This is a genomic window from Rhodospirillaceae bacterium (assembly GCA_018662005.1).
Classification (GTDB): domain Bacteria; phylum Pseudomonadota; class Alphaproteobacteria; order Rhodospirillales; family JABHCV01; genus JACNJU01.
In genome coordinates this window covers 272783-291701 of the sequence record JABJHA010000004.1, presented here as the reverse complement: position 1 = coordinate 291701, position 18919 = coordinate 272783, and the positions used below count along the sequence as shown (strand labels likewise).

At 57.0% G+C, this 18919-nt stretch carries 21 protein-coding genes; 4 read left to right on the top strand and 17 right to left on the bottom strand.

Translation table 11 applies throughout. The annotated features are described in order from the left end of the window. Positions 1-13: 13 nt before the first annotated feature. From HOL66_02675 to HOL66_02645, 7 genes are read right to left on the bottom strand one after another with little or no spacing between them, the layout of a single operon-like run. A complete protein-coding gene (locus HOL66_02675) occupies positions 14-721 on the bottom strand; it encodes an HAD-IA family hydrolase (protein MBT5243134.1) in 708 nt (235 codons plus the stop codon). A 1-nt stretch (position 722) separates the two neighbouring features. Further along, the gene (locus tag HOL66_02670) at positions 723-1142 is read right to left on the bottom strand and encodes a YjbQ family protein (GenBank protein ID MBT5243133.1); all 420 of its coding nucleotides are present in this window, start codon (positions 1140-1142) and stop codon (positions 723-725) included. A gap of 3 nt (positions 1143-1145) precedes the next feature. Beyond that, positions 1146-1844, bottom strand: coding sequence for a M48 family metallopeptidase (locus HOL66_02665; GenBank protein ID MBT5243132.1), 699 nt, complete (start codon positions 1842-1844; stop codon positions 1146-1148). Positions 1845-1868: 24 nt separating this feature from the next. Further along, complete coding sequence (locus tag HOL66_02660; protein ID MBT5243131.1) at positions 1869-2786, bottom strand: dihydrodipicolinate synthase family protein; 918 nt, start codon at positions 2784-2786, stop codon at positions 1869-1871. A gap of 16 nt (positions 2787-2802) precedes the next feature. Next, entirely contained in the window at positions 2803-3261 is a 459-nt protein-coding gene (locus tag HOL66_02655; protein MBT5243130.1) for a YcgN family cysteine cluster protein, read from the bottom strand. Continuing rightward, entirely contained in the window at positions 3251-4618 is a 1368-nt protein-coding gene (locus tag HOL66_02650; GenBank protein MBT5243129.1) for a cobyrinate a,c-diamide synthase, read from the bottom strand. Before HOL66_02650 ends, HOL66_02655 begins: the two co-directional genes overlap by 11 nt. Beyond that, a complete protein-coding gene (locus HOL66_02645; GenBank protein ID MBT5243128.1) occupies positions 4618-5208 on the bottom strand; it encodes an SCO family protein in 591 nt (196 codons plus the stop codon). Before HOL66_02645 ends, HOL66_02650 begins: the two co-directional genes overlap by 1 nt. 280 nt (positions 5209-5488) lie before the next feature. Here HOL66_02645 and HOL66_02640 point away from each other — a divergent pair, with 280 nt between their 5' ends. Together HOL66_02640 and HOL66_02635 are read left to right on the top strand one after the other, a co-directional pair. Continuing rightward, a complete protein-coding gene (locus tag HOL66_02640) occupies positions 5489-6595 on the top strand; it encodes a cobalt-precorrin-5B (C(1))-methyltransferase (GenBank protein ID MBT5243127.1) in 1107 nt (368 codons plus the stop codon). Continuing rightward, the gene (locus tag HOL66_02635) at positions 6588-7343 is read left to right on the top strand and encodes a cobalt-precorrin-6A reductase (protein ID MBT5243126.1); all 756 of its coding nucleotides are present in this window, start codon (positions 6588-6590) and stop codon (positions 7341-7343) included. The genes HOL66_02640 and HOL66_02635 overlap by 8 nt, the downstream gene beginning before the upstream one ends. On the opposite strand, the gene cobM is transcribed toward HOL66_02635, so the two are convergent. From cobM to HOL66_02600, 7 genes are read right to left on the bottom strand one after another with little or no spacing between them, the layout of a single operon-like run. Then, positions 7340-8101, bottom strand: coding sequence for a precorrin-4 C(11)-methyltransferase (gene cobM / locus HOL66_02630; protein MBT5243125.1), 762 nt, complete (start codon positions 8099-8101; stop codon positions 7340-7342). The two genes, HOL66_02635 and cobM, sit on opposite strands and share 4 nt — an antisense overlap. Next, the gene (locus HOL66_02625; protein MBT5243124.1) at positions 8098-8571 is read right to left on the bottom strand and encodes a hypothetical protein; all 474 of its coding nucleotides are present in this window, start codon (positions 8569-8571) and stop codon (positions 8098-8100) included. Before HOL66_02625 ends, cobM begins: the two co-directional genes overlap by 4 nt. 23 nt (positions 8572-8594) lie before the next feature. Further along, on the bottom strand, positions 8595-10391 hold the full coding sequence (gene cobJ, locus HOL66_02620; protein MBT5243123.1) for a precorrin-3B C(17)-methyltransferase: 1797 nt from the start codon (positions 10389-10391) through the stop codon (positions 8595-8597). Between the two features lie 4 nt (positions 10392-10395). Next, positions 10396-11094, bottom strand: a complete 699-nt coding sequence (gene cobI, locus HOL66_02615; GenBank protein ID MBT5243122.1) for a precorrin-2 C(20)-methyltransferase — start codon at positions 11092-11094, stop codon at positions 10396-10398. Continuing rightward, positions 11091-12302, bottom strand: coding sequence for a precorrin-6y C5,15-methyltransferase (decarboxylating) subunit CbiE (gene cbiE, locus HOL66_02610; GenBank protein MBT5243121.1), 1212 nt, complete (start codon positions 12300-12302; stop codon positions 11091-11093). The genes cobI and cbiE overlap by 4 nt, the downstream gene beginning before the upstream one ends. Then, entirely contained in the window at positions 12299-12949 is a 651-nt protein-coding gene (locus HOL66_02605; GenBank protein MBT5243120.1) for a precorrin-8X methylmutase, read from the bottom strand. Before HOL66_02605 ends, cbiE begins: the two co-directional genes overlap by 4 nt. 3 nt (positions 12950-12952) lie before the next feature. Next, positions 12953-13876, bottom strand: a complete 924-nt coding sequence (locus HOL66_02600; protein ID MBT5243119.1) for a sirohydrochlorin chelatase — start codon at positions 13874-13876, stop codon at positions 12953-12955. 216 nt (positions 13877-14092) lie between these two features. On the opposite strand from HOL66_02600, the gene cobD reads away from it, so the two are divergent. Together cobD and HOL66_02590 are read left to right on the top strand one after the other, a co-directional pair. Next, positions 14093-15094: a cobalamin biosynthesis protein CobD gene (cobD, locus tag HOL66_02595; protein MBT5243118.1), complete on the top strand. Its 1002-nt coding sequence runs from the start codon at positions 14093-14095 to the stop codon at positions 15092-15094. Continuing rightward, the gene (locus HOL66_02590; protein ID MBT5243117.1) at positions 15094-16029 is read left to right on the top strand and encodes an AEC family transporter; all 936 of its coding nucleotides are present in this window, start codon (positions 15094-15096) and stop codon (positions 16027-16029) included. The genes cobD and HOL66_02590 overlap by 1 nt, the downstream gene beginning before the upstream one ends. Here HOL66_02590 and HOL66_02585 read toward each other — a convergent pair. The 3 genes from HOL66_02585 to cobO form a co-directional block, all read right to left on the bottom strand. Beyond that, positions 16022-17533, bottom strand: coding sequence for a cobyric acid synthase (locus HOL66_02585; protein MBT5243116.1), 1512 nt, complete (start codon positions 17531-17533; stop codon positions 16022-16024). The two genes, HOL66_02590 and HOL66_02585, sit on opposite strands and share 8 nt — an antisense overlap. A 7-nt stretch (positions 17534-17540) precedes the next feature. Then, positions 17541-18227, bottom strand: coding sequence for a lipid-binding SYLF domain-containing protein (locus HOL66_02580; protein ID MBT5243115.1), 687 nt, complete (start codon positions 18225-18227; stop codon positions 17541-17543). Between the two features lie 71 nt (positions 18228-18298). Beyond that, positions 18299-18904, bottom strand: a complete 606-nt coding sequence (cobO, locus tag HOL66_02575) for a cob(I)yrinic acid a,c-diamide adenosyltransferase (GenBank protein MBT5243114.1) — start codon at positions 18902-18904, stop codon at positions 18299-18301. Positions 18905-18919 lie beyond the last annotated feature (15 nt).

Sequence of the window (18919 nt, the reverse complement as noted above, 5' to 3'; positions counted from 1 at the left end):
TCATCCTGAAATTTTAAAGGCGGCCATGCAGTTGCCGCAAAAATGCAACGTCAACACGCTCAGGTTCATCCAAATTATCATGAACACTCAGCGCGCCGGTAAAGTCGTGATCTTTGGTGTAGGGACAGGGTGTCACGATGGTCGCAAGCCCGGCTGCCGTCGCCGCCTTCAATCCGTTGGCGCTGTCCTCAAAGGCCAGACACCGGGATGGCTCCAGCCCAAGGCGGTCCAGCGTCCAAAGATAAACATCCGGGGCGGGTTTCAGGTTTTCGACACAATCACCGGCTCCAATAACCGCGAACCAGTCCAGTGCCGCCCTCCCCAATGTGCTTTCTATAAGAGATTGAAAGTTAACCGGCGTCGTCGTCGTTGCGATGGCCAGCGTCAAGCCTTGATCCCTGGCCTCGCATAACAGGCGCTCAACACCGGGTCGCAAAGGGACCCGCCCAGCCTGCATGGCTTCCACATAAAACGCCGTCTTGCTTTTATGTAATTCGGCAATGTGCGGATCGGCAAGGGCGGGCCTTTGGCTTTGCTCCAGAAAAAAACCTATCCGCGCCTGACCGCCGGTCACCGACAACAAGCGGGTATACAAATTTTGGTCCCAGTGCCAATCAAGACCAGCGGCGGCAAAAGCCAGATTGAAGGCCTGGCGATGGGCTTCTTCGGTATCGGCCAAGGTGCCATCGACGTCGAAAATCAAGGCGGAAAGGGTCAAAATTTCAGTTTCCCATTAGTTGAAGAATCACAGTGCGGCTGTGAGGGCGGGTTCGATGTTCAAATAAATAAATCCCTTGCCAGGTGCCAAGTGTCGGGCGGCCACCCTGAACGGGGATCGACAACGACACATCACTAAGGGCGCTTTTGATGTGTGCCGGCATGTCGTCGGACCCTTCCATGGTATGGCGATACAGGGACGGGTCTTCTGGCGCAAGGTTGGCAAAGAAAGTCAGCAGATCGCGCTGCACGTCACTGTCGGCATTTTCCTGGATGGTCAGGCTGGCCGATGTGTGGGTGCAAAAAACCGTCAACAGTCCCTCTGCAATTCCCTGTCCGGATACCCAGTTCACCACCTGATCGGTAAATTCATACAGTCCCTGTCCTTCAGTCGCCATAACGATTTTGTGTTGAGCCTGTTTCATCACTTAACCAATCCGGTGCAGGGCGCTGCCGTTGTCGCTCAACCAGTTCCGTCCATGGCTGGCGTTGGCGGTCAGCGTATCGACGGTTTGCCAAAATGCAGGACTGTGGTTCATGTGTTCCAGATGGGCGACTTCATGGGCGACGACGTAATCAAGAACATCGTTGGGCGCCATCACCAGACGCCAACTGAAAGACAGGCCGCCTTTATGGGAACACGAACCCCAACGGGTGCGGGTATCACGGATGGTAATGCGCGACGGGGTGTGACCGATGCTGGCCGCCTTGGTATGGGCAAGCGGCGCGATTTCGGCTCGCGCCTGCTTCTTCATCCAGTCGCTCAAACGCCGGGTCATGTGGCGGGCGTCGCCGGTAACGTGGATTTCATCACCTTCGACCCAGACCGTGCCACGGGCTGCCGGATCATGACGCAAGGTATAGTCCTGGCCCCGATAGGGGACCCGGACGCCATCGTTAAATTCGGTGCGTGCGCCCATGTCATCTAGACGCTGACCCAACCACGCCGACTGGCGGCGCGCCATCTCAATGCCATCTGCCGGGTCCGCGTGGGCGGGGATCGTCACCACCGCCCCTTCGCCCGCCGTATTGACGCGCAGGATGATCCGTCGGGCGCGTGGGTGACGCCGCACGATCAGTGGTATCTCACGACCATCAATATCGATGCTGTGATGATCTTCGCACACCTTTTTTCGGGCATTCCCCACCGGTCAACCTAAAGGCGGCAGGGTGTGTCCCGTAGCCGCAACAAGACCAACCAGATCCGCGGTTTGTGTCTCATCCAGGGCGACCAGCGGCGGGCGCACCGTGGTCCAGCCCTGATCACCACTGTAATGAGCGAGCAGGGATTTCAAACCCGCACTGTATGGATAGGTTTGGGCCGCTTCCCTGACCGTGATTAATTTCTTTTGTAAATCTTCCGCAGCCGGGTCATCGTTTCGCCATGCCTGGTAAAGCTCTGCCGACAGATTACAGGCAATATTGCAGACCGCCGTTATGCACCCGACGCCGCCTTTTTTCAGAAGCGGCAACAGGAAGTCGTCGCCGCCACTAAAGACGCCGAAGCCTGGAAACTTTTCAGCGGCGCCAGCCATATTGTCAAACACCCCGGAACTGTCTTTCATACCGGCGATGGTATCCGGATAACGCTTAAGCAAACGTTCGATTAAATCGTAACTAAGGGGTACCGCCGACATCTGCGGAAAATGATATAGATAAACTTTAAGCCGGGCGTCGCTAACCCGCTCGATCACTTCGCTATAGGCGGCGAACAGACCCTCGTCGCTGACGTTTTTATAATAAAATGGCGGCAGCATCAGCACCCCTGCAGCCCCCAGATCAACGGCCCGCCTGGTCATTTCAACGGTTTCGGGGATCGAACAGCTACCGGTGCCGGGCATCAGGGCGGAGCCCGGAATTCCGGCATCGGAAAGAGTCTCTAGAATGCCGATTCTCTCAGACAGATTAAACGAGTTCGCTTCGCCGGTCGTGCCCAATACGGCCAGCCCGTCACAACCATTTTCAAGTAACCAGCGGCAGTGGCTGACAAGCCTTTCATGATCAACACTCAAATCGCTGTTCAAGGGCGTCAGGGCAGCGGCGAAAACGCCTTTTAGGGTATCTGTCATTTAAAAATCTTTCTCACTATTTAGGCCAGATCACAATATGGTCTTCAAAATCACCGGCATCTTCATGGGCGACGGCGCGACCGCGAATGGATATTCCCGCCTTGTGAACCGAATTCGGGTCACCTGTTACCAATGGGTGCCAGTCAGGCAAATCCTTCCCTTCAGACAGCAACTTGTAGGCGCATGTTGAGGGCATCCATTTCAAAAAGGCGATGTTGCCGGGCGTCAATTGTTCACAATCGGGCATATATCGTTTGCGTTCAGGGTAATTGGTGCAGCGACACGCCTGCACATCAAGCAAGCCGCAGCCGATGTTGGTATAGCTGACTTCGCCGCTATCGGAATCTTCCAGCTTTTCCAGGCAGCAGCGGGCGCACCCGTCGCACAGTGATTCCCATTCTTGCGGGTTCATCTGGACCAGTGTTTTTTGATGCCAGAATGGTGGTTCATTCTGGATGACAGGTTTAAGTGTCATCACTATCCGCCCGGTCGATCAGATGAATAAACGACCCCATGACCCGGCCATCGGCAAGACCGGCAAGTCCCAGATCATCTCCGGCGGCGTTCTTCGATTTAAACAACGGCGCCCCGGGGCTTTCATTAATCACTGACGCATAATGGAATTCGTGACCGCGAAAACGCTGTCCCGGATCCCCCAACACGCCACCCGAACCAAGAGATGCGCCTGCGTCCAGTTCAACCTGACGATAGCCCAGATGCAGCTTTCTTTTCGCAAACGAGGTCTCAAGCGGCAACAATCCCGCCATCACATGGCGCTCGCCATCGGCGTCAATGAGCCCCTTGCCCAAAACCATGTATCCACCGCATTCACCAAATATCACCGCCCCCCTGTCGGCGGCTTCTTTAAGACCGCCCATGAAGACGTTGGCTGTGCCTAAACGATAACCATGCAATTCAGGATAGCCGCCAGGCAGGTAGACGGCGTCGGCATCCTTGGCTGGCGCTTCATCATCAAGGGGCGAGAAAAACGAAAGCTCTGCCCCCGCAGCCCTCCAGCCTTCCAGAATTAACGGATAACGGAATGAAAAGGCTTCATCATCGGCGATGGCGATGCGTTGTCCCAGCGGCTTGATAAATCCGGGCTCCTCACCAACGGATGGCTTCAGGGGTTGGGCGAGAGCCAGCAAGGCGTCGACATCGATATTTTCAGCGACAAGATTTGCTGCCGTATCGAGAAAATTTTCCAGGTCATGATGCTCGCGCGCCTGCACCAGCCCCAAGTGACGGTCAGGTAACTGCAAGTCGCCCTTACGGGGGACGAAGCCAAGTACTTTTATATCGGGGGCTGCGGCTTGTGCCGCCTTGCTCAACACATCGCGGTGACGATCCCCACCGATCCGGTTGAAGACCACCCCTGCAGGAGAAAATTGTGGGCGGTGGGTGGCAAAGCCACGTAACACGGCCCCGGCCGAAGCGCCCTGCGCCGCCGCATCGATAATCAAAATTACCGGCCAGCCGGTAATTTCAGCCAAATCGGCGGTCGAGCCTTGTTCCATAATAGCGCCGTCGAAAAGTCCCATGACTCCTTCACAAATGACTGTCGCGGCCCCCCCTTCACGGGCCCCAAGGGCCGCAGTATGGCTTAGCAACGCCGGTCGCATAGCCCACGGGTCAAGGTTGTAACACGGCTGGCCGGTTGCCGCTGTGTGAAAGGCCGGATCGATATAATCGGGACCGGCCTTAAGCGATGCCACCGGAACGCCAACACGCGACAAATGCCTAAGCAGCCCCAGGGTCAGCACGGTTTTGCCGCTTCCCGATGAGGGTGCGGCGATAATCAGCCCATTTGGGAGGCCTGGCGTTTTATTCATTAAAGGAGGTCCGATAGTTTCTCGGCTATTTGTTCAGCGTCAACCCCATGGCCAAAATGAGTGATAAATTCACCATCCGGGCCCATCAGATAGGTGATCGAGGAATGATCCATTGTGTAGTCGTCATCGTTGTAACCATCGCCCGCTTTGGCGAAATAAGCCTTGTAAGCCTTTGCCGCAGCCTTGACTTGCTCGACAGTTCCCGTCAAGCCGACCAGTCGGGGATGAAAATAACCGACGTAGGTTTTCATCGCATTCGCGTCATCCCGTTCCGGATCGATGGTGATAAAGACCGGGGTGATTTTGTCGCCCTTCGGACCCAGCATATCCAATGCGTCGGCCATCTCTGAGAGCGATGTCGGGCAGACATCCGGGCAATAGGTGTAGCCGAAATAGATCAGCATATAACGGCCCATGAAATCGGTCTCGCTGACGTTGACTCCATCCTGATTGACAAGATTGAAAGGACCGCCAATTTTTGGGGTTCCGACAGTCTGAACCTGCGCCCCGGCGGGCGCTCTGAATTCGGCAAAATAGGTAGGCTCGATATAGTGCCGCCAGACCAGAATAAAGATACTGATCAGGACCATCAGGGCAATATAGGTCATGAGACGAGATGGCATTTTGGAAGCCTTTTTGGACTCCGCGGTTTTTTTGGAATCCACGGTTTTTTTGGATTCCTCGCCCTTGGTTGTTTCTTGTTTGGATTCGCCTGGTTTATTGTCAGCCATGGTTTTTCAAATTTCTAATTACTGTCAGCCACACATGATAGTCGCCCCGGCCCCACCATCAAGGGCAAACCACACTTATTTTGAATTTCTGCTTAAAAAACCATGATCGGGATTCCGGGAAAGCTGTACTATATTGCCTATGAATGACGATCAGTTTAAGCCAGCGGGGAAACTTCGCTATGGATGGACAACCGGTGCCTGCGCCACGGCCGCCACCAAGGCGGCGCTTCAGGCCCTGTTGCAAGGTCATTTTGACAATGACGTGACAATCAGCCTTCCCGGCGGCAAGAAACCGACCTTTACCCTCTCGCAGCATTCCCTGGAAAGGGACCAAGCCAGCGCTGGCATCATCAAAGATGCCGGGGATGACCCGGATGTCACTCACGGGGCCGAAATCATTGTCACCGTCTGTCCGGGCAAAGCCGGAAGCGGCGTCACATTTGAAGCAGGCCAGGGCGTTGGAACCGTCACCCTGCCCGGTCTGCCCGTTCCCGCGGGTGAGCCCGCCATCAACCCTGCGCCACGCAAAATGATCACCGAGGTTACAGAGGCTATTGCATCAAATTTTAATATACCGGCGGATTTTAACATCACCATCGCCATCCCCGGCGGCGAAAAACTGGCGCAAAAGACCATGAACGGCCGCCTTGGCATCATCGGCGGACTGTCGATCCTTGGCACCACCGGCATTGTCAGGCCGTATTCCTGTTCGGCATGGATTCATTCCATTCACAGCGGTATTGATGTGGCCAGGGCAACCGGCCTTACCCACATTGCAGCAACTACCGGCAGCACATCCGAAGCCGCAATCAAGGCGCTTTATAACCTTACCGATAGCGCCCTGATCGATATGGGAGACTTCGCCGGGGGGCTTTTGAAATACCTGCGTCATCATCCCGTCAAGAAACTGACCCTGGCCGGCGGTTTTGGCAAGTTGACCAAACTGGCGCAGGGAAACATGGACCTGCATTCGGCCCGCTCACAACTCGATTTTAACAAACTTGCCGACTGCCTGAATGAACTGGGTGGCGACGACAAAAGCCTTGCCGATACCAAAAAGGCAACCACAGCCATGGCTGTGCTCGAGATTGCCAGGTCACAAAACCTCCCCCTCGCCGACCTGATTGCCCGGCGCGCCCACGATGTGGCACTGTCGGCGGTTGATGGAGGTCTGTCTGTCGAGATTTGCGTTTTTGACAGAGACGGCGGGCTGGTCGGTCGCGCACAAGGAGATTCCGATGGCTAAAATCAAACGCTTGTTGATTTTGGGTGGCACAGGCGAGGCCGCCAAACTGGCAGATCTGGCTGTCGACCAGTTTGCCGGACGTCTTGAGGTCATTTATTCACTTGCCGGGCGGGTCAAGCCGGTGCGCGACTTGAAAGCAAACGTTCGCATTGGTGGTTTTGGCGGTGGCCCGGGGCTGGCCGACTTTATCAAAAACGAGAGCGTCGATTTTTTGATCGACGCCACTCATCCTTTTGCCGCCACCATTTCGGCAAACGCCTACGATGCTGCCCAAGCAACTGAAACACCACGCCTGACACTGGCTCGTCCAGCATGGAATTTACCGCCGGGGGCGAAATTGCTTGAGGCAGACGATATGAACGAGGCCGTGCAGTTGTTGTCAGACTTTGCCAAACGGGTACTGGTGACAACCGGCCAAAGCAGCCTCGACGTTTTGGCTGATTTCCCGGACATCCACTTTGTCGTCCGCGTTATTGAAAAACCTGCGGAGCCGCTAGCAGGAGACAATATCACCCTGATCACCGGTCGCCCGCCCTACCGGCTTGATGATGAACTGGCCCTGATGGAAGAGCACAAAATCGACAGCCTGCTTGCCAAACAAAGCGGCGGCGAGGGAACGGTGGCAAAAATCACCGCCGCCATCCGCAATCGCATTCCCATCGTCCTGCTACGTCGCCCGCTGCCTGAGCCGGGAGAAGCTGTCGATACCGAAAGCGAGGCCCTATTGTGGCTGGAAAGTCGAGTTTAGGCTTCTTTCGGCCTCAGCACATGATGGTGATCGGCGGCGTACAATCTTGAATCTTCAAACGCATTTTCACCCAACACCCTTCCGACAATGATCAATGCTGTGCGGGTGATGCCTGCCGCCTTAACCTTGACTCGAATGTCATCCAGGGTGCCGCGAAGGATCATTTCATCGGGCCAGCTGGCCCGGTAAACAACGGCGACGGGGCAATCCTCGCCGTAATGGGGAACCAGATCACGGACCACCTTAGCCATATTATTGACCGACAGATGGATGGCCAGGGTCGCGCCACTTTGCCCCAACGTTGCCAGATCTTCGCGCTCCGGCATGTCCGAAGAACGCACCGCCGTACGGGTCAGAATGACGCTTTGACTGACGCCGGGAAGCGTCAGTTCTGTTTTCATGGCCGCCGCAGCCGCGGCGTAAGCCGAAACCCCGGGGGTCACATCGTAATCGATGCCAAGTTCGTCTAGACGCCGCATTTGTTCGGCGACGGCCCCGTATAGGGATGGATCGCCTGAATGAACCCGCGCCACATCCAGGCCGTTCTCATGGGCGGTCTTTATTTCATCGACAATTTCATCAAGATGCAGGGGAGCGGTATCAACAACGCGGGCGCTTTCGGAGGCTTCGGCCACGACAGCCTCCGGCACAAGGGATCCGGCATAAAGAACAACCCCGGCAGCCTTGATCAGGTTCAAACCGCGAACCGTAATCAGATCAGCCGCACCGGGCCCGGCGCCGATAAAATGAACGATCATTTTTTATCGCCCAAAATGATATCGAGAATCCGGCCTGTCGCCTTTTCGAGCAACACCACGCTTCCATCGGCGATGATCCTCTCCAGCCCCTTTTCGGTCGGCGGCAACTGGTCGACAAGATCATCGGGCAATTCCCTGACCTGTAAGCCCGGGGGCAAGGTATGGCGCTTGGCCAACCCCGGCGGCAGTTCATTGCGTTTAGCAAGACCAGGGGGCATCTGTTTTTTCTTATTCTTGCCCTTGTTCTTATTTTTGTTCTTCTTTGATTTATCTTTTTTCCCGGATTCGTCTTCCGCGTCCTCTTCAGATTTAGCGGTGTCGGGCAATCCCAGTTTGTTTTTCAGATAATCAGAAATAATTTTCTTCTCTTCCGCGCCAAAGACCGTATCGGGAATCCTGCCACTGGCTGTCTGCGCCGCCACCGGCAGCGCGGTGAAAAGAAAAACAAGAAGGCTGATAATCATCTTCATGGAAAATCTCCTATTTAAAAACGTCATGTCATTTTAGCAGCGTACCCGCGCGGCGTGTAAACCCATTGCCGCCCGCCACGTGTTATGTGGCGCGACTGAGAGTTTCCGACCAGCACCATTGTCAACATGTCGGCATGGTCCGGGGTCAGCTCGCCTAGTCTGATCACATTAATGTCTTCGCCTTCGCGTCCAAGATTACGGGCCAGCACCACCGGCGCATCGGGCCCGCGCTTGGCAACAAGAATCTGCTGGGCCCGGGCCAGCTGGGTGCGCCTGCGCTTTGACACCGGATTATAAAAAGCGACGACAAAATCCCCATCGGCAGCGGCGTGCAGGCGGCGCTCGATTTCATCAAACGGTGTCAACAGGTCCGACAGGGAGATGGTGCAGAAATCATGACCGATAGGCGCGCCAATGCGGGCGGCTGCGGCCTGCAAGGCCGATACGCCGGGGGTTACGGAAACTTCCGTGCGGTTCCAGTCGGCCCGGTCTTCCCTGTCCATCAACTCGAACGCCAGCGTTGCCAGCGCGTAAATTCCGGCGTCGCCGGAACAAACAAGGGCGACGTTACGTCCTTCACCGGCCAGATCAAGGGCCCGACGAACCCGGTCTTCTTCCTGCGCCAGTTCAGAAACATGACGCTCCTTACCGGCGATTAAATCGGCGACCAGGTCAAGATAAAGCCCGTAACCAACAACATCGCTCGCCGCCGCCAATTGGGCGGAGGCTTCGGGTGTGCGCCAGGCGTCCGAACCGGGACCAATGCCGACAATGCTCAAGCGTCCACGCGCCCGGCCAACCGCGTCTGCGTCAATGCCAACTTCATTGTAGGCGATGGCGCAGGTTGCCCGTTTCGAGCGTTTCTTCTCGGCCCGCAAGGTCCCATTCGCGCCAGCGGCTGCCAGTGCAGCCCCTTCGCTAACCCCATGACAGCCAACTTCGTTAAAGACAACGTCTGACGGATTGGCAAGGCGCGGCGTTTCAACCAGCAGTTCTTCGGCTGTGAAAAAACGTGCCGGAACACCAAAGCCTGCAGCAACAGCGTGAACGGCGGGCTCGTCCATTTTTACATCAAGCGAGACAACGCACGCCGCCGCCCCTGCCGATAAACCGGCCTCCGCCAATGTTTCTTCGACCAGAGTCATAAGTTCTGCCGGTTCGCAATCACGCTCGCATCCAACACCAAGGGCCAGCACCGGCGGGTGCAGGACAAGATCTTCGGTCTCATCCGAAATATCTTCGGCGGTAACCCGTAGACGTGGACCCGGTACATTTTGATCAAAAGACGCCTGCGAACGGATGAGCCAATCGGCATCGCCACAGTCCACATCCAGCCGCACCGGCGTTCCCGCCAGCAGGCGCGCCGCGATCTCTTTGGCGTTGGCGCGGCCCGCGACGCGCCAACCCTTCGGCGGATCATCAAGGGCGACACCCAGTCTTACATCACCCGCCGTGGTCATGGCATTTATTGAACCGGTCATTTCAGCGATTTCAGCGGCCAGACGATTGCCGCCGTTGTGCCCACCCAGCAGCGGCACCACCACCGAGCTATCCGCCGCCATCGCTATGACCGGCGGCTCATTTTGTTTATCGACAAGAACCGGGGCCAGCGCGCGAACCAGAATGCCGGTTGCACAAATGCCGATGATCGCCTCGCCGGACTGAAAGAGTTTACGCAAGTGGGGCGCGGTGTCGGTGAAGGTTTCATCGGTACCCTCGACCCTGTGGGCGAGCCCGTGAATGCGCGCCCCTTGCAGGGTTTGTTTAAGAGTCTTTGCCAGCTCAAGCGCGCCCTGATCGAGCACCAGTACTACCGTCATGAATTCAGGTTTCCGTCGTCAGTATCATTGAAAAATAAAGGGCGTCATCGGGTGCATCGGCAAGTGGCAAAACCCTGGCATCGGGCAGCGAAGCGCGCTCTACATAAATCGCCCCGTCCATGCGTCCAAGGGCGTCAAGCACCTGTTTGACTTTGGCCATGTTGCGGCCAACCTTGAAGATGGCCGCCGCGTCCGCCGCCTCAAGACGCATTCTGATCTGATCGGCGGGCAAGGTCGCCGGGATCAAGGCAAGGCTTTGATGGCGTGAGACCAGCGGCTGACTGGCCGCAGCAGCAGCCGCGCTTAAGGAACTGACCCCCGGCACGGTGACAACTTCGTAAGTTTCCTTCAGGCGCTCCAGCACATACATGAACGAGCCGTAAAGCAACGGATCACCCTCGCACAAAACCGCGACGTCCCGGCCCGCATCAAGGTGTCCGGCGATTTCCCTTGATGCCTGATCGTATGCCAGTTGGCCCGGGGCCGGGTCTTCGCTCATTGCAATGGAAATGGTGATTTCGGTTTTCTCTGTTGCAAGGTGCGGGTCGGCAATAGCACGGGCAAAAGAATCGCCGGGCGCACCATTTTTTAAAGGCGTGACATAGGCAATCACCGCAACTTCGGCCAGAATCGCCGCCGCCTTGATGGTGACAAGATCAGGATCACCGGGGCCAAGGCCAAGACCATAAAGCAGGCCGGTCATGTTGATTTCCTGTGAACGAGCTGGGTCACTGTTATAAGCGGCCTGAAAACACTTAAAGACCCGATGGGCCCGGCACGCTCGATGGAAAGGCGACTTAAATCCCCGCCAAATTCTGCCCTAAAAGCAAGCAGCGCTTGTTCGGCTTCTATGCTGACCGCATTGACGACAAAGCGCCCACCACGATTAAGCGCCGTCCAGGCCGCCTTTAACAGTTGCGGGCTTGATGCCCCGCCACCCACGAAAATGGCGTCGGGCTGATATTTCAAATCACCTTTAACGACATCGAAATCACCCTCGACGACAATCAGGTCGGGTGTCCCCAAAGTATCGGCGTTGCGTTTGATAGCGGCGACGCGCTCAGGGTTTCTCTCGATGGCGATGGCGCGCCGATGGCCGCCAAGCCTTAGCCATTCGATGGAAATGGAGCCTGAACCCGCACCGATATCCCACAACACCTGCCCCGGCAACGGTTGCAATTGCGCCAGTGTGGCGGCCCGCACTTCCCGCTTGGTCAGCTGGCCATCGTTCTCGAAAACCTCGTCAGGCAAACCCGGTGTCCGTGATAAGGCGGGCGCATCAATCCCGGCAATACAATCGATGGCCAACGTATTAAGGTCTGCGGCGCGTTCAAAATTCCAGGTCGCAGCCGTGCCCTCGAGTTTGTTTTCCTTGCTCCCGCCAAGATGTTCCAGAACCGTTATCCGACTTTCGCCGTATCCCTTTTCGGTTAACAGTCTCGCCACTTTTGCCGGGGTATCGCCGTCCTGGGTCAACACCAGCAAACGAGCCCCGGGCATGACATAACGGTTTAGGGTTTCAAGCGGACGGCCATGAATGGTCAGAGTTTCAGTATCAGGAATCGACCAGCCCATACGAGCGGCGGCAAGTGAAAACGCGCCGGGCGCCGGATGGATGATCACAGCGTCGGTGCCGAAATGGCGCACCAGTACAGCGCCGATCCCGTAGTTCATGGGATCGCCAGAACCCAGCACGACGATGTTTTTACCTTTTCGTTTTTCGATTTCCTTGAGCGCCGTATCGAAACCCTTGCCCCAGTCGAGAAGTTCGGCCTCAGGGTTATCGACTTTTCCATGATGACGGGCACCGCCGATGAGCACATCTGCGGCATTGATCTGATCCAGACGGGCGGCGCTTAACCCTTCAAGGCCGTCCTCGCCGATGCCAATAACGGTAATCCAGGGGCTCATGTCTCATTACCTCCAGCAAGGGCATTCACCGCCGCCGAAGCCATGGCGCTGCCGCCACGCTGGCCCTTAAGGGTGATAAAGGGAACCCCCAGTGCCTCCGCCTGATTAATCAGCGCCTGCTTGGATTCGGCGGCCCCGACAAAGCCGACGGCGAAACCCAGAATGAGCGCCGGGCGCAGAGCCCCCTCTCCAATCAGCTCAAGCAAGCGAAACAAGGCCGTTGGCGCGTTGCCGATAGCGACAACGGAACCTTCCAGATAGGGCGTCCACAAATCGAGGGCGGCGGCTGAACGGGTGGTTGCAAGGTCCTTGGCGCTTGTCGCGGTGGAAGGATCATTCAGGGTGCAGATCACCTGATTATTCGCGGGCAAGCGCTTTCGGATAATGCCGGCGGAGACCATTTCCGCGTCACACAAAACCGTCGCCCCAGCCGCCAACGCTTGCACACCAACGCTTCCGGCGTTTTCAGAAAAAGCAAGATCATCGACAATATCCGCCATCCCAGAGGCATGAACCAGACGCGCCGCGACGGCATAAATATGGTTAGGGATCTCCGCCTCGATAACCTTATCGATCATCGCGAACGATTGTTTGTAAATCGCGATCGGGTCTTTCAGGTAATCAAAACGGACAGGAGTTGCGGCCACGGGTCAGCTCCCCTTGTCGCCATCTGCGTGATGATGATGATGGTGATCGTGAGCATGATCATGATCATGATCGGTGCCGATGCCCCGCACATGATGATGATGGCCAACCTGTGGCTGACCAACGTCAGCCTCGAAACCGATGATCTGTTCCCGGTACTTGCAAAGCTGACAGTTCATGACGTTCTCGCCGCTCAACATTTCGCCGACCCGGTCGATGAAGGTGTCGATCAGCAGCGGATGGTCGTTCAGGTATCCGGCTTTGAGGATTTCCACTTCCGGATGGGCGGCCTGGGCTTCATCGGCCCAGTCGTATATTCTTTGAACAAGAATGCCGGTGAACAAAAAGTACGGGAAGACGATAATCCGCTTGTAACCAAGCTTCACGGCGTGGGCGAGACCGGCGTTGACGAGCGGCGTGGTGACACCTGAATAACTGACCTCTGCCCAACCAAAGCCCATGCCTTCCCACAACATGCGGGCGATCTTGCAGACATTGGAATTGGCGTCCGAATCGTTGGTGCCGCGACCGACCACCATCAGCAAGGTGTCGGCGCGACGGACTTTGGTATCTGCCAAGGCTTCGGCTTCTTCGATGCGCTCTGCCGCGGCTTTCAGCAAGCGCCGGTCGATGGCCAGTTCGCGACCGTAGCGGACGTCGATATCGGGATTTTCGGCGGCAAATTCATTGACCTCGCTGGGCAAGTCGTTCTTGACGTGACCGGCGGCGAATAACATGCCCGGCAAGCAGAGAATTCTTTCAGCCCCGCGTTCTTTCAGGGCGTCAAGGCCGGTGCGCAACACAGGGGAGGCAAACTCAAGGAAGCCGCTTTCAATATCGTACTGGGGCAGCTTTTCTTTCAGGTGCCCGGCCAATGTATTGAATTGACTGACAGCGCCTTCGTCGCGACTGCCGTGGCCACATATCATCACACCCGTTTTAGGGTCTTGGGGGAAATCGTCCATACGCCTGGTCCTAGCCTTCGTGCGTTAATAAAATTGCTGCGCCGGACGTCGACTGGTCATTGCCTCCGGTCGAAAAAGTTGGGCGCAGTTTCGAGCTGGCGACTATAGGCCCGAAGCTCATCTTTGTCAGCATCCGTATTTCATTTGACGCAATGTTTTGGGACTCCCAAACTGTCGCCCATGTTTACCTTTGGATTCGCAAGCACAGAGCATGGTTTCGACCCGCTCTCCCTGCTGTTAATTGCCCTGTTGCTGGACGCCTATCTGGGTGATGCCAGAATGCCGTTCAAGTTATTTCGCCATCCCGTGGAAATGATCGGGGCGCTGATCGACTGGTGCGACCGCAAACTCAACCGCGATAACCGTTCCGCCATTGACCGGGCCATGCGCGGGGCGCTGGTCGTGGTCTTTATTTGCGGTCTCGCCGGGTTTATTGGCTGGTGTGCTTCCTGGCTGACCCAACATCATGATTTCGGCTGGGTGCCCGAGCTGTTCCTGCTGACCGCCCTGCTTGCCGGACGTGGTCTTTATGACAGTGTCCGGGCCGTTGCTCTTGGTCTGAATCAAGGGTTGGAGCAAGGACGTGAGGCAGTTTCCCATATCGTCGGTCGCGCCCCCAAGTATCTTGATGAGCACGGCGTCGCCCGCGCCGCCACCGAATCCTGCGCCGAAAATTTCTCCGACGGCCTGATTGCCCCTGTCTTTTGGTACGTGCTGTTCGGGTTGCCGGGGCTGATGGTGTACAAGGCGGTCAACACCATGGATTCAATGATCGGCCACATGACCCCCAAGTACCGGGCTTTCGGAATGACCGCAGCCAGGCTTGATGATGTGCTCAATTTGATCCCGGCCCGACTGTCCGGCTTGTTCCTGTCCCTGGCCGCCATCTTCACCCCTGGGGCCAGTCCGTTGAAGGCCTTGAAAATTATGCTTCGGGATTCCGGCAAGCACCGCTCCATGAACGCTGGCTGGCCTGAAGGAGCCGCCGCGGGGGCGCTTGGGTTGGCCCTGGCCGGCCCCCGGCGCTACCTTGAGAACGTCATCGATGATCCGTGGATCGGCGACGGCACAGCCCGCGCCACGGCTAAGGACATTTCCCGGATGCTCTATCTTTATGTCACAGCCTCCCTGATCAACGGGGCCTGGGTAGCGGCGCTGGTTATTGTTCGCATGAGTGGCTAATGCAAAACATCATTACCATCACGCTGCCGTTTTTCGCCCTGATCGGCTGCGGATATCTGGCCGGTCGCAAAGGCTTGCTTGGCGATGAAGGCATCAAGGGCCTGAACGCCTTTGTCTTCTACTTCGCCCTGCCCTGCCTGATTTTCTCCTCCCTTGCCGAAAAGCCGCTGGCTGACATCGTCAACCCCGGTTTTATGGGCGCTTACTTAAGCGCCAGCATCGCCGTGTTCGTCGCCGCCGCTTTTTTGAGTCGCCTCCTGTTCAAAACCACCCTTGGCATGGCGGCCTTGCAAGGACAGGCCGCCAGTGTTGGTAACGTGGGCTATCTGGCGTTGCCGCTGATCACCGCCCTGTTGGGAATCGATGCCGCCTTGCCGGTGGTGCTGGGATGGCTTGTCGACCTGATTGTCCTGGTGCCGCTATCCATTGCGCTTCTGGAAATTGATCGCCACGCCACCGGCGTCTGGCTGGATTTCACGCGCAATGTTGTCAGGGGCGTCGTGCTCAATCCGTTTGTGTTGTCGATTATGGCCGGCGTTGTTTATGCCGCCAGCGGTTTTGACCTTCCCGCCCCGCTGGCTTCTTTCACCGGACTTTTGGGCAAGGCGGCAGGGCCGTGCGCATTGTTCGCCCTGGGCGCCACCCTGGCCAGTCGGCCATTGTCCGAAGGGCTTGGCGAGGCCGCCACCATGAGTATCTTCAAATTATTCATCCATCCGGCCGCCATGTGGATTTCCATGACCATGATTTTTGATATCGAGCCGCTTTGGGCAACCGCGGCCATTCTAACGGCGGCGGCTCCGGTTGCCGGAAACGTCTATATCGTCGCCCAGAGTTTCGGTGTTTACGTGCTGCGCGCCTCAAGCGCGATCCTGATATCAACAGCCATGGCGGTGCTGACACTTTCGGCGCTGGCGGCGTATCTGGTTAACTGACTGGCCGCGCACAATCATAAAGATGGTTCAGGTCCAGGTGCTTTTCCAGATGATCGGACAGCGCGTCGAGGGTTTTCTCAACCCGCAGGTCGTGGGCGGTTTCATGAACCCGACCGGAGCGAAGGCTCGCTAAAAAAGCGTGACGGAAGGAATCGGCGGCGAAAATCCCGTGCAGGTATGACCCCAGCACCCGGCCGTCCGAACTGCGCGCGCCTTCGCTGCGACCATCATCCAGCATGATCCAGGGATTGGCCCGGTCTGGCCCTTCACTTAAGCCTAAGTGCATTTCATAGCCATGAACTTTCTCGCCGCTGGCGATATCGACACCCGAAACGGTCTCAAGAGCCTTGTCGTCGGAAAGAACCGTTTCCACATCGAGCAGGCCGAGGCCGTCAACCTCGCCTGCCACCCCTTCGATACCGTCCGGATCAGAGAGCCTATTGCCCAACATCTGATAGCCGCCACACAGGCCGATGACGATACCGCCGCGGCGCACGTGAGCGGCGATATCAACATCCCAGCCCTGACGTTTTATAAAATCCAGATCGGCGATGGTCGCCTTGGAGCCAGGAATCAAAATGACATCAGCATCAGCTGGCAGAACAACGCCGGGCTCGATGATGTTGACCACCACATCCGGTTCAGCCATCAGCGGATCAAGATCATCAAAATTGGCGATCCGGGAAAGCCTCGGTACGACAATCAGAATATCTTGCGGCTCCTTCCGGCCTTGCTCCTCGTCGCGCCCGTCAAGGGCCATGGCGTCTTCTTTGGGAAGCAGCCGGGCGTCATTGAAAAAAGGAACCAGACCAAAAGAACGCAGGCCGGTTTTTTTGGTGATGATGTCGTTGCCGCTGCTGAACAGCGACGCATCGCCCCTGAACTTGTTGATGATGTAACCGGCCAGCAGTTTTCGCTCTTCCGGCTCAAGCAGCAGATCGGTGCCGACGATGGAGGCGATGACGCCGCCCCGGTCAATATCGGCGATCAGAACAACCGGCACATCGGCGGCCAGGGCAAAGCCCATGTTGGCGATATCGGCGTCGCGCAAATTGACCTCCGCCGCACTGCCCGCCCCTTCGATCAAGACCAGGTCCGCCTCTATTGCTGTTTGCCGGAAACTTTCAAGCACCCGTTTCATCAGCTTTGGTTTGAGGGCGTGATAGTCGGCGGCCTTCATGGTCCCCTCGCGTTTGCCCTGAACGATGACCTGGGCCCCGGTCTCGGTTTCCGGCTTCAACAAAACCGGATTCATATGAATGGAAGGGGCGACCCCGGCGGCCTTTGCCTGCAGGGCCTGGGCGCGACCGATCTCGCCGCCTTCAATGGTGACGGCGGCATTGTTGGACATGTTCTGGGGTTTGAAGGGCCGCACCTTGAGACCGCGTTTGGCATAAGCCCGGCACAGCCCCGCCACCAGCAATGACTTGCCGACATCCGATCCGGTACCCTGAAACATCAGGGCACGGGCTGCCGGAACAGGCTTTGCCGGTTTTTTGGTCATCAGAACGTCAGGGGCCTGTCAGCGCGGCCCGCAACCCGTCGGCCTGGGGGTTTTGTCCCTGACCCTGATAGAGGATGCCCTTGGGTGTCACGCCCTGACCATAGTAGGCTTCGTTCAAATCAACGCGGCGGGCCAGCACCGCCCCCTCAAGGGCTGCACCGCCAAACAGGCCGATTTTTGAATTGGCGAAAGCCAGAACATCAACGCCGATGTTGGTGGTCGTCGAAATTTCAGCGCCCTGGCCGACGGTGCCGATGGTAATCCCGGCATCGGCGCCCAGCTTACCCTGATGATCAAGGACGGCGGCGACCGCATTGTTGCTGCGCAGGACCAGCACGATTTCCGTATCCTGCAAGCCCATTTGAATGCCAAAGCTGGCGGCACCAAGAATGTAGAAGGCCGGGTGGCTCCACGAGCCATCATCCATTTTCACCATCATCACCCCGTTACCACCCTCGCCGCCAAGCATGAAACCGCCCTTGATGACGCTGGGCAGGACAATGATGCCGCGCGCCGTTGGCATGTATTCGGCAAACCTTTGCAGGTCCGGCATACCCTTGAAGCGTAACACCGTCTCGGTCGCCTGATTAACCAGATCAACAGCCGTCGAGCGCTCATCACGGCGCATCTCGGCACAACCGGCAAGGCTGACAACAAATGTTAACAGGACGGCTAAAAATAACGGCTTTTTCATCTGATATCCCCTGAGCACACGGCGAATCGCCGAACCCTGGCATTGTAGCGGAAATACCGTGAAGTAATCCCCTAAAACTCAACCCCCTGCTGGGCCTTGATGCCGGAGCGGAAGGGGTGTTTGACGAGGGTCATGTCGGTGACAAGGTCGGCGGCTTCGATCAGGTCGTCGTGGGCGTTTCGGCCTGTTGCGATAACGTGCAGCATGGGCGGGCGGGCACCCAGGCCTTCGACCACGTCTTTGATGTCCAGATATTCGTAGCGCAGGGCGATGTTGATTTCGTCCAGAATGACCATGGAAAAACCCTCATCAGCGATCATTTCCTTAGCCGCCGCCCAGGCCGCTTCCGCCGCCGCAACGTCGCGCTCCCTATCTTGGGTTTCCCAAGTGAAGCCTTCGCCCATGGCCTTGATCGTCACCTGTTCGGGGAAGGCCTCGAAAACATCGCGCTCGCCGGTTTCCCAGGCGCCTTTGACAAACTGCACGATGCCAACCTTTTTACCGTGGCCGATCATCCGCATGGCCATGCCCCAGGCCGCTGTCGATTTGCCCTTGCCCTTGCCGGTGTGGACAATCAGCAGACCTTTCTCTTCGGTCTTGGTTGCCAGAATCTTGTCACGGGCAGCTTTTTTCTTGGCCATCTTTTCGCTGTGGCGGGCGTTGTCGGTGTTGACCATGGGATGTTCCTGTTT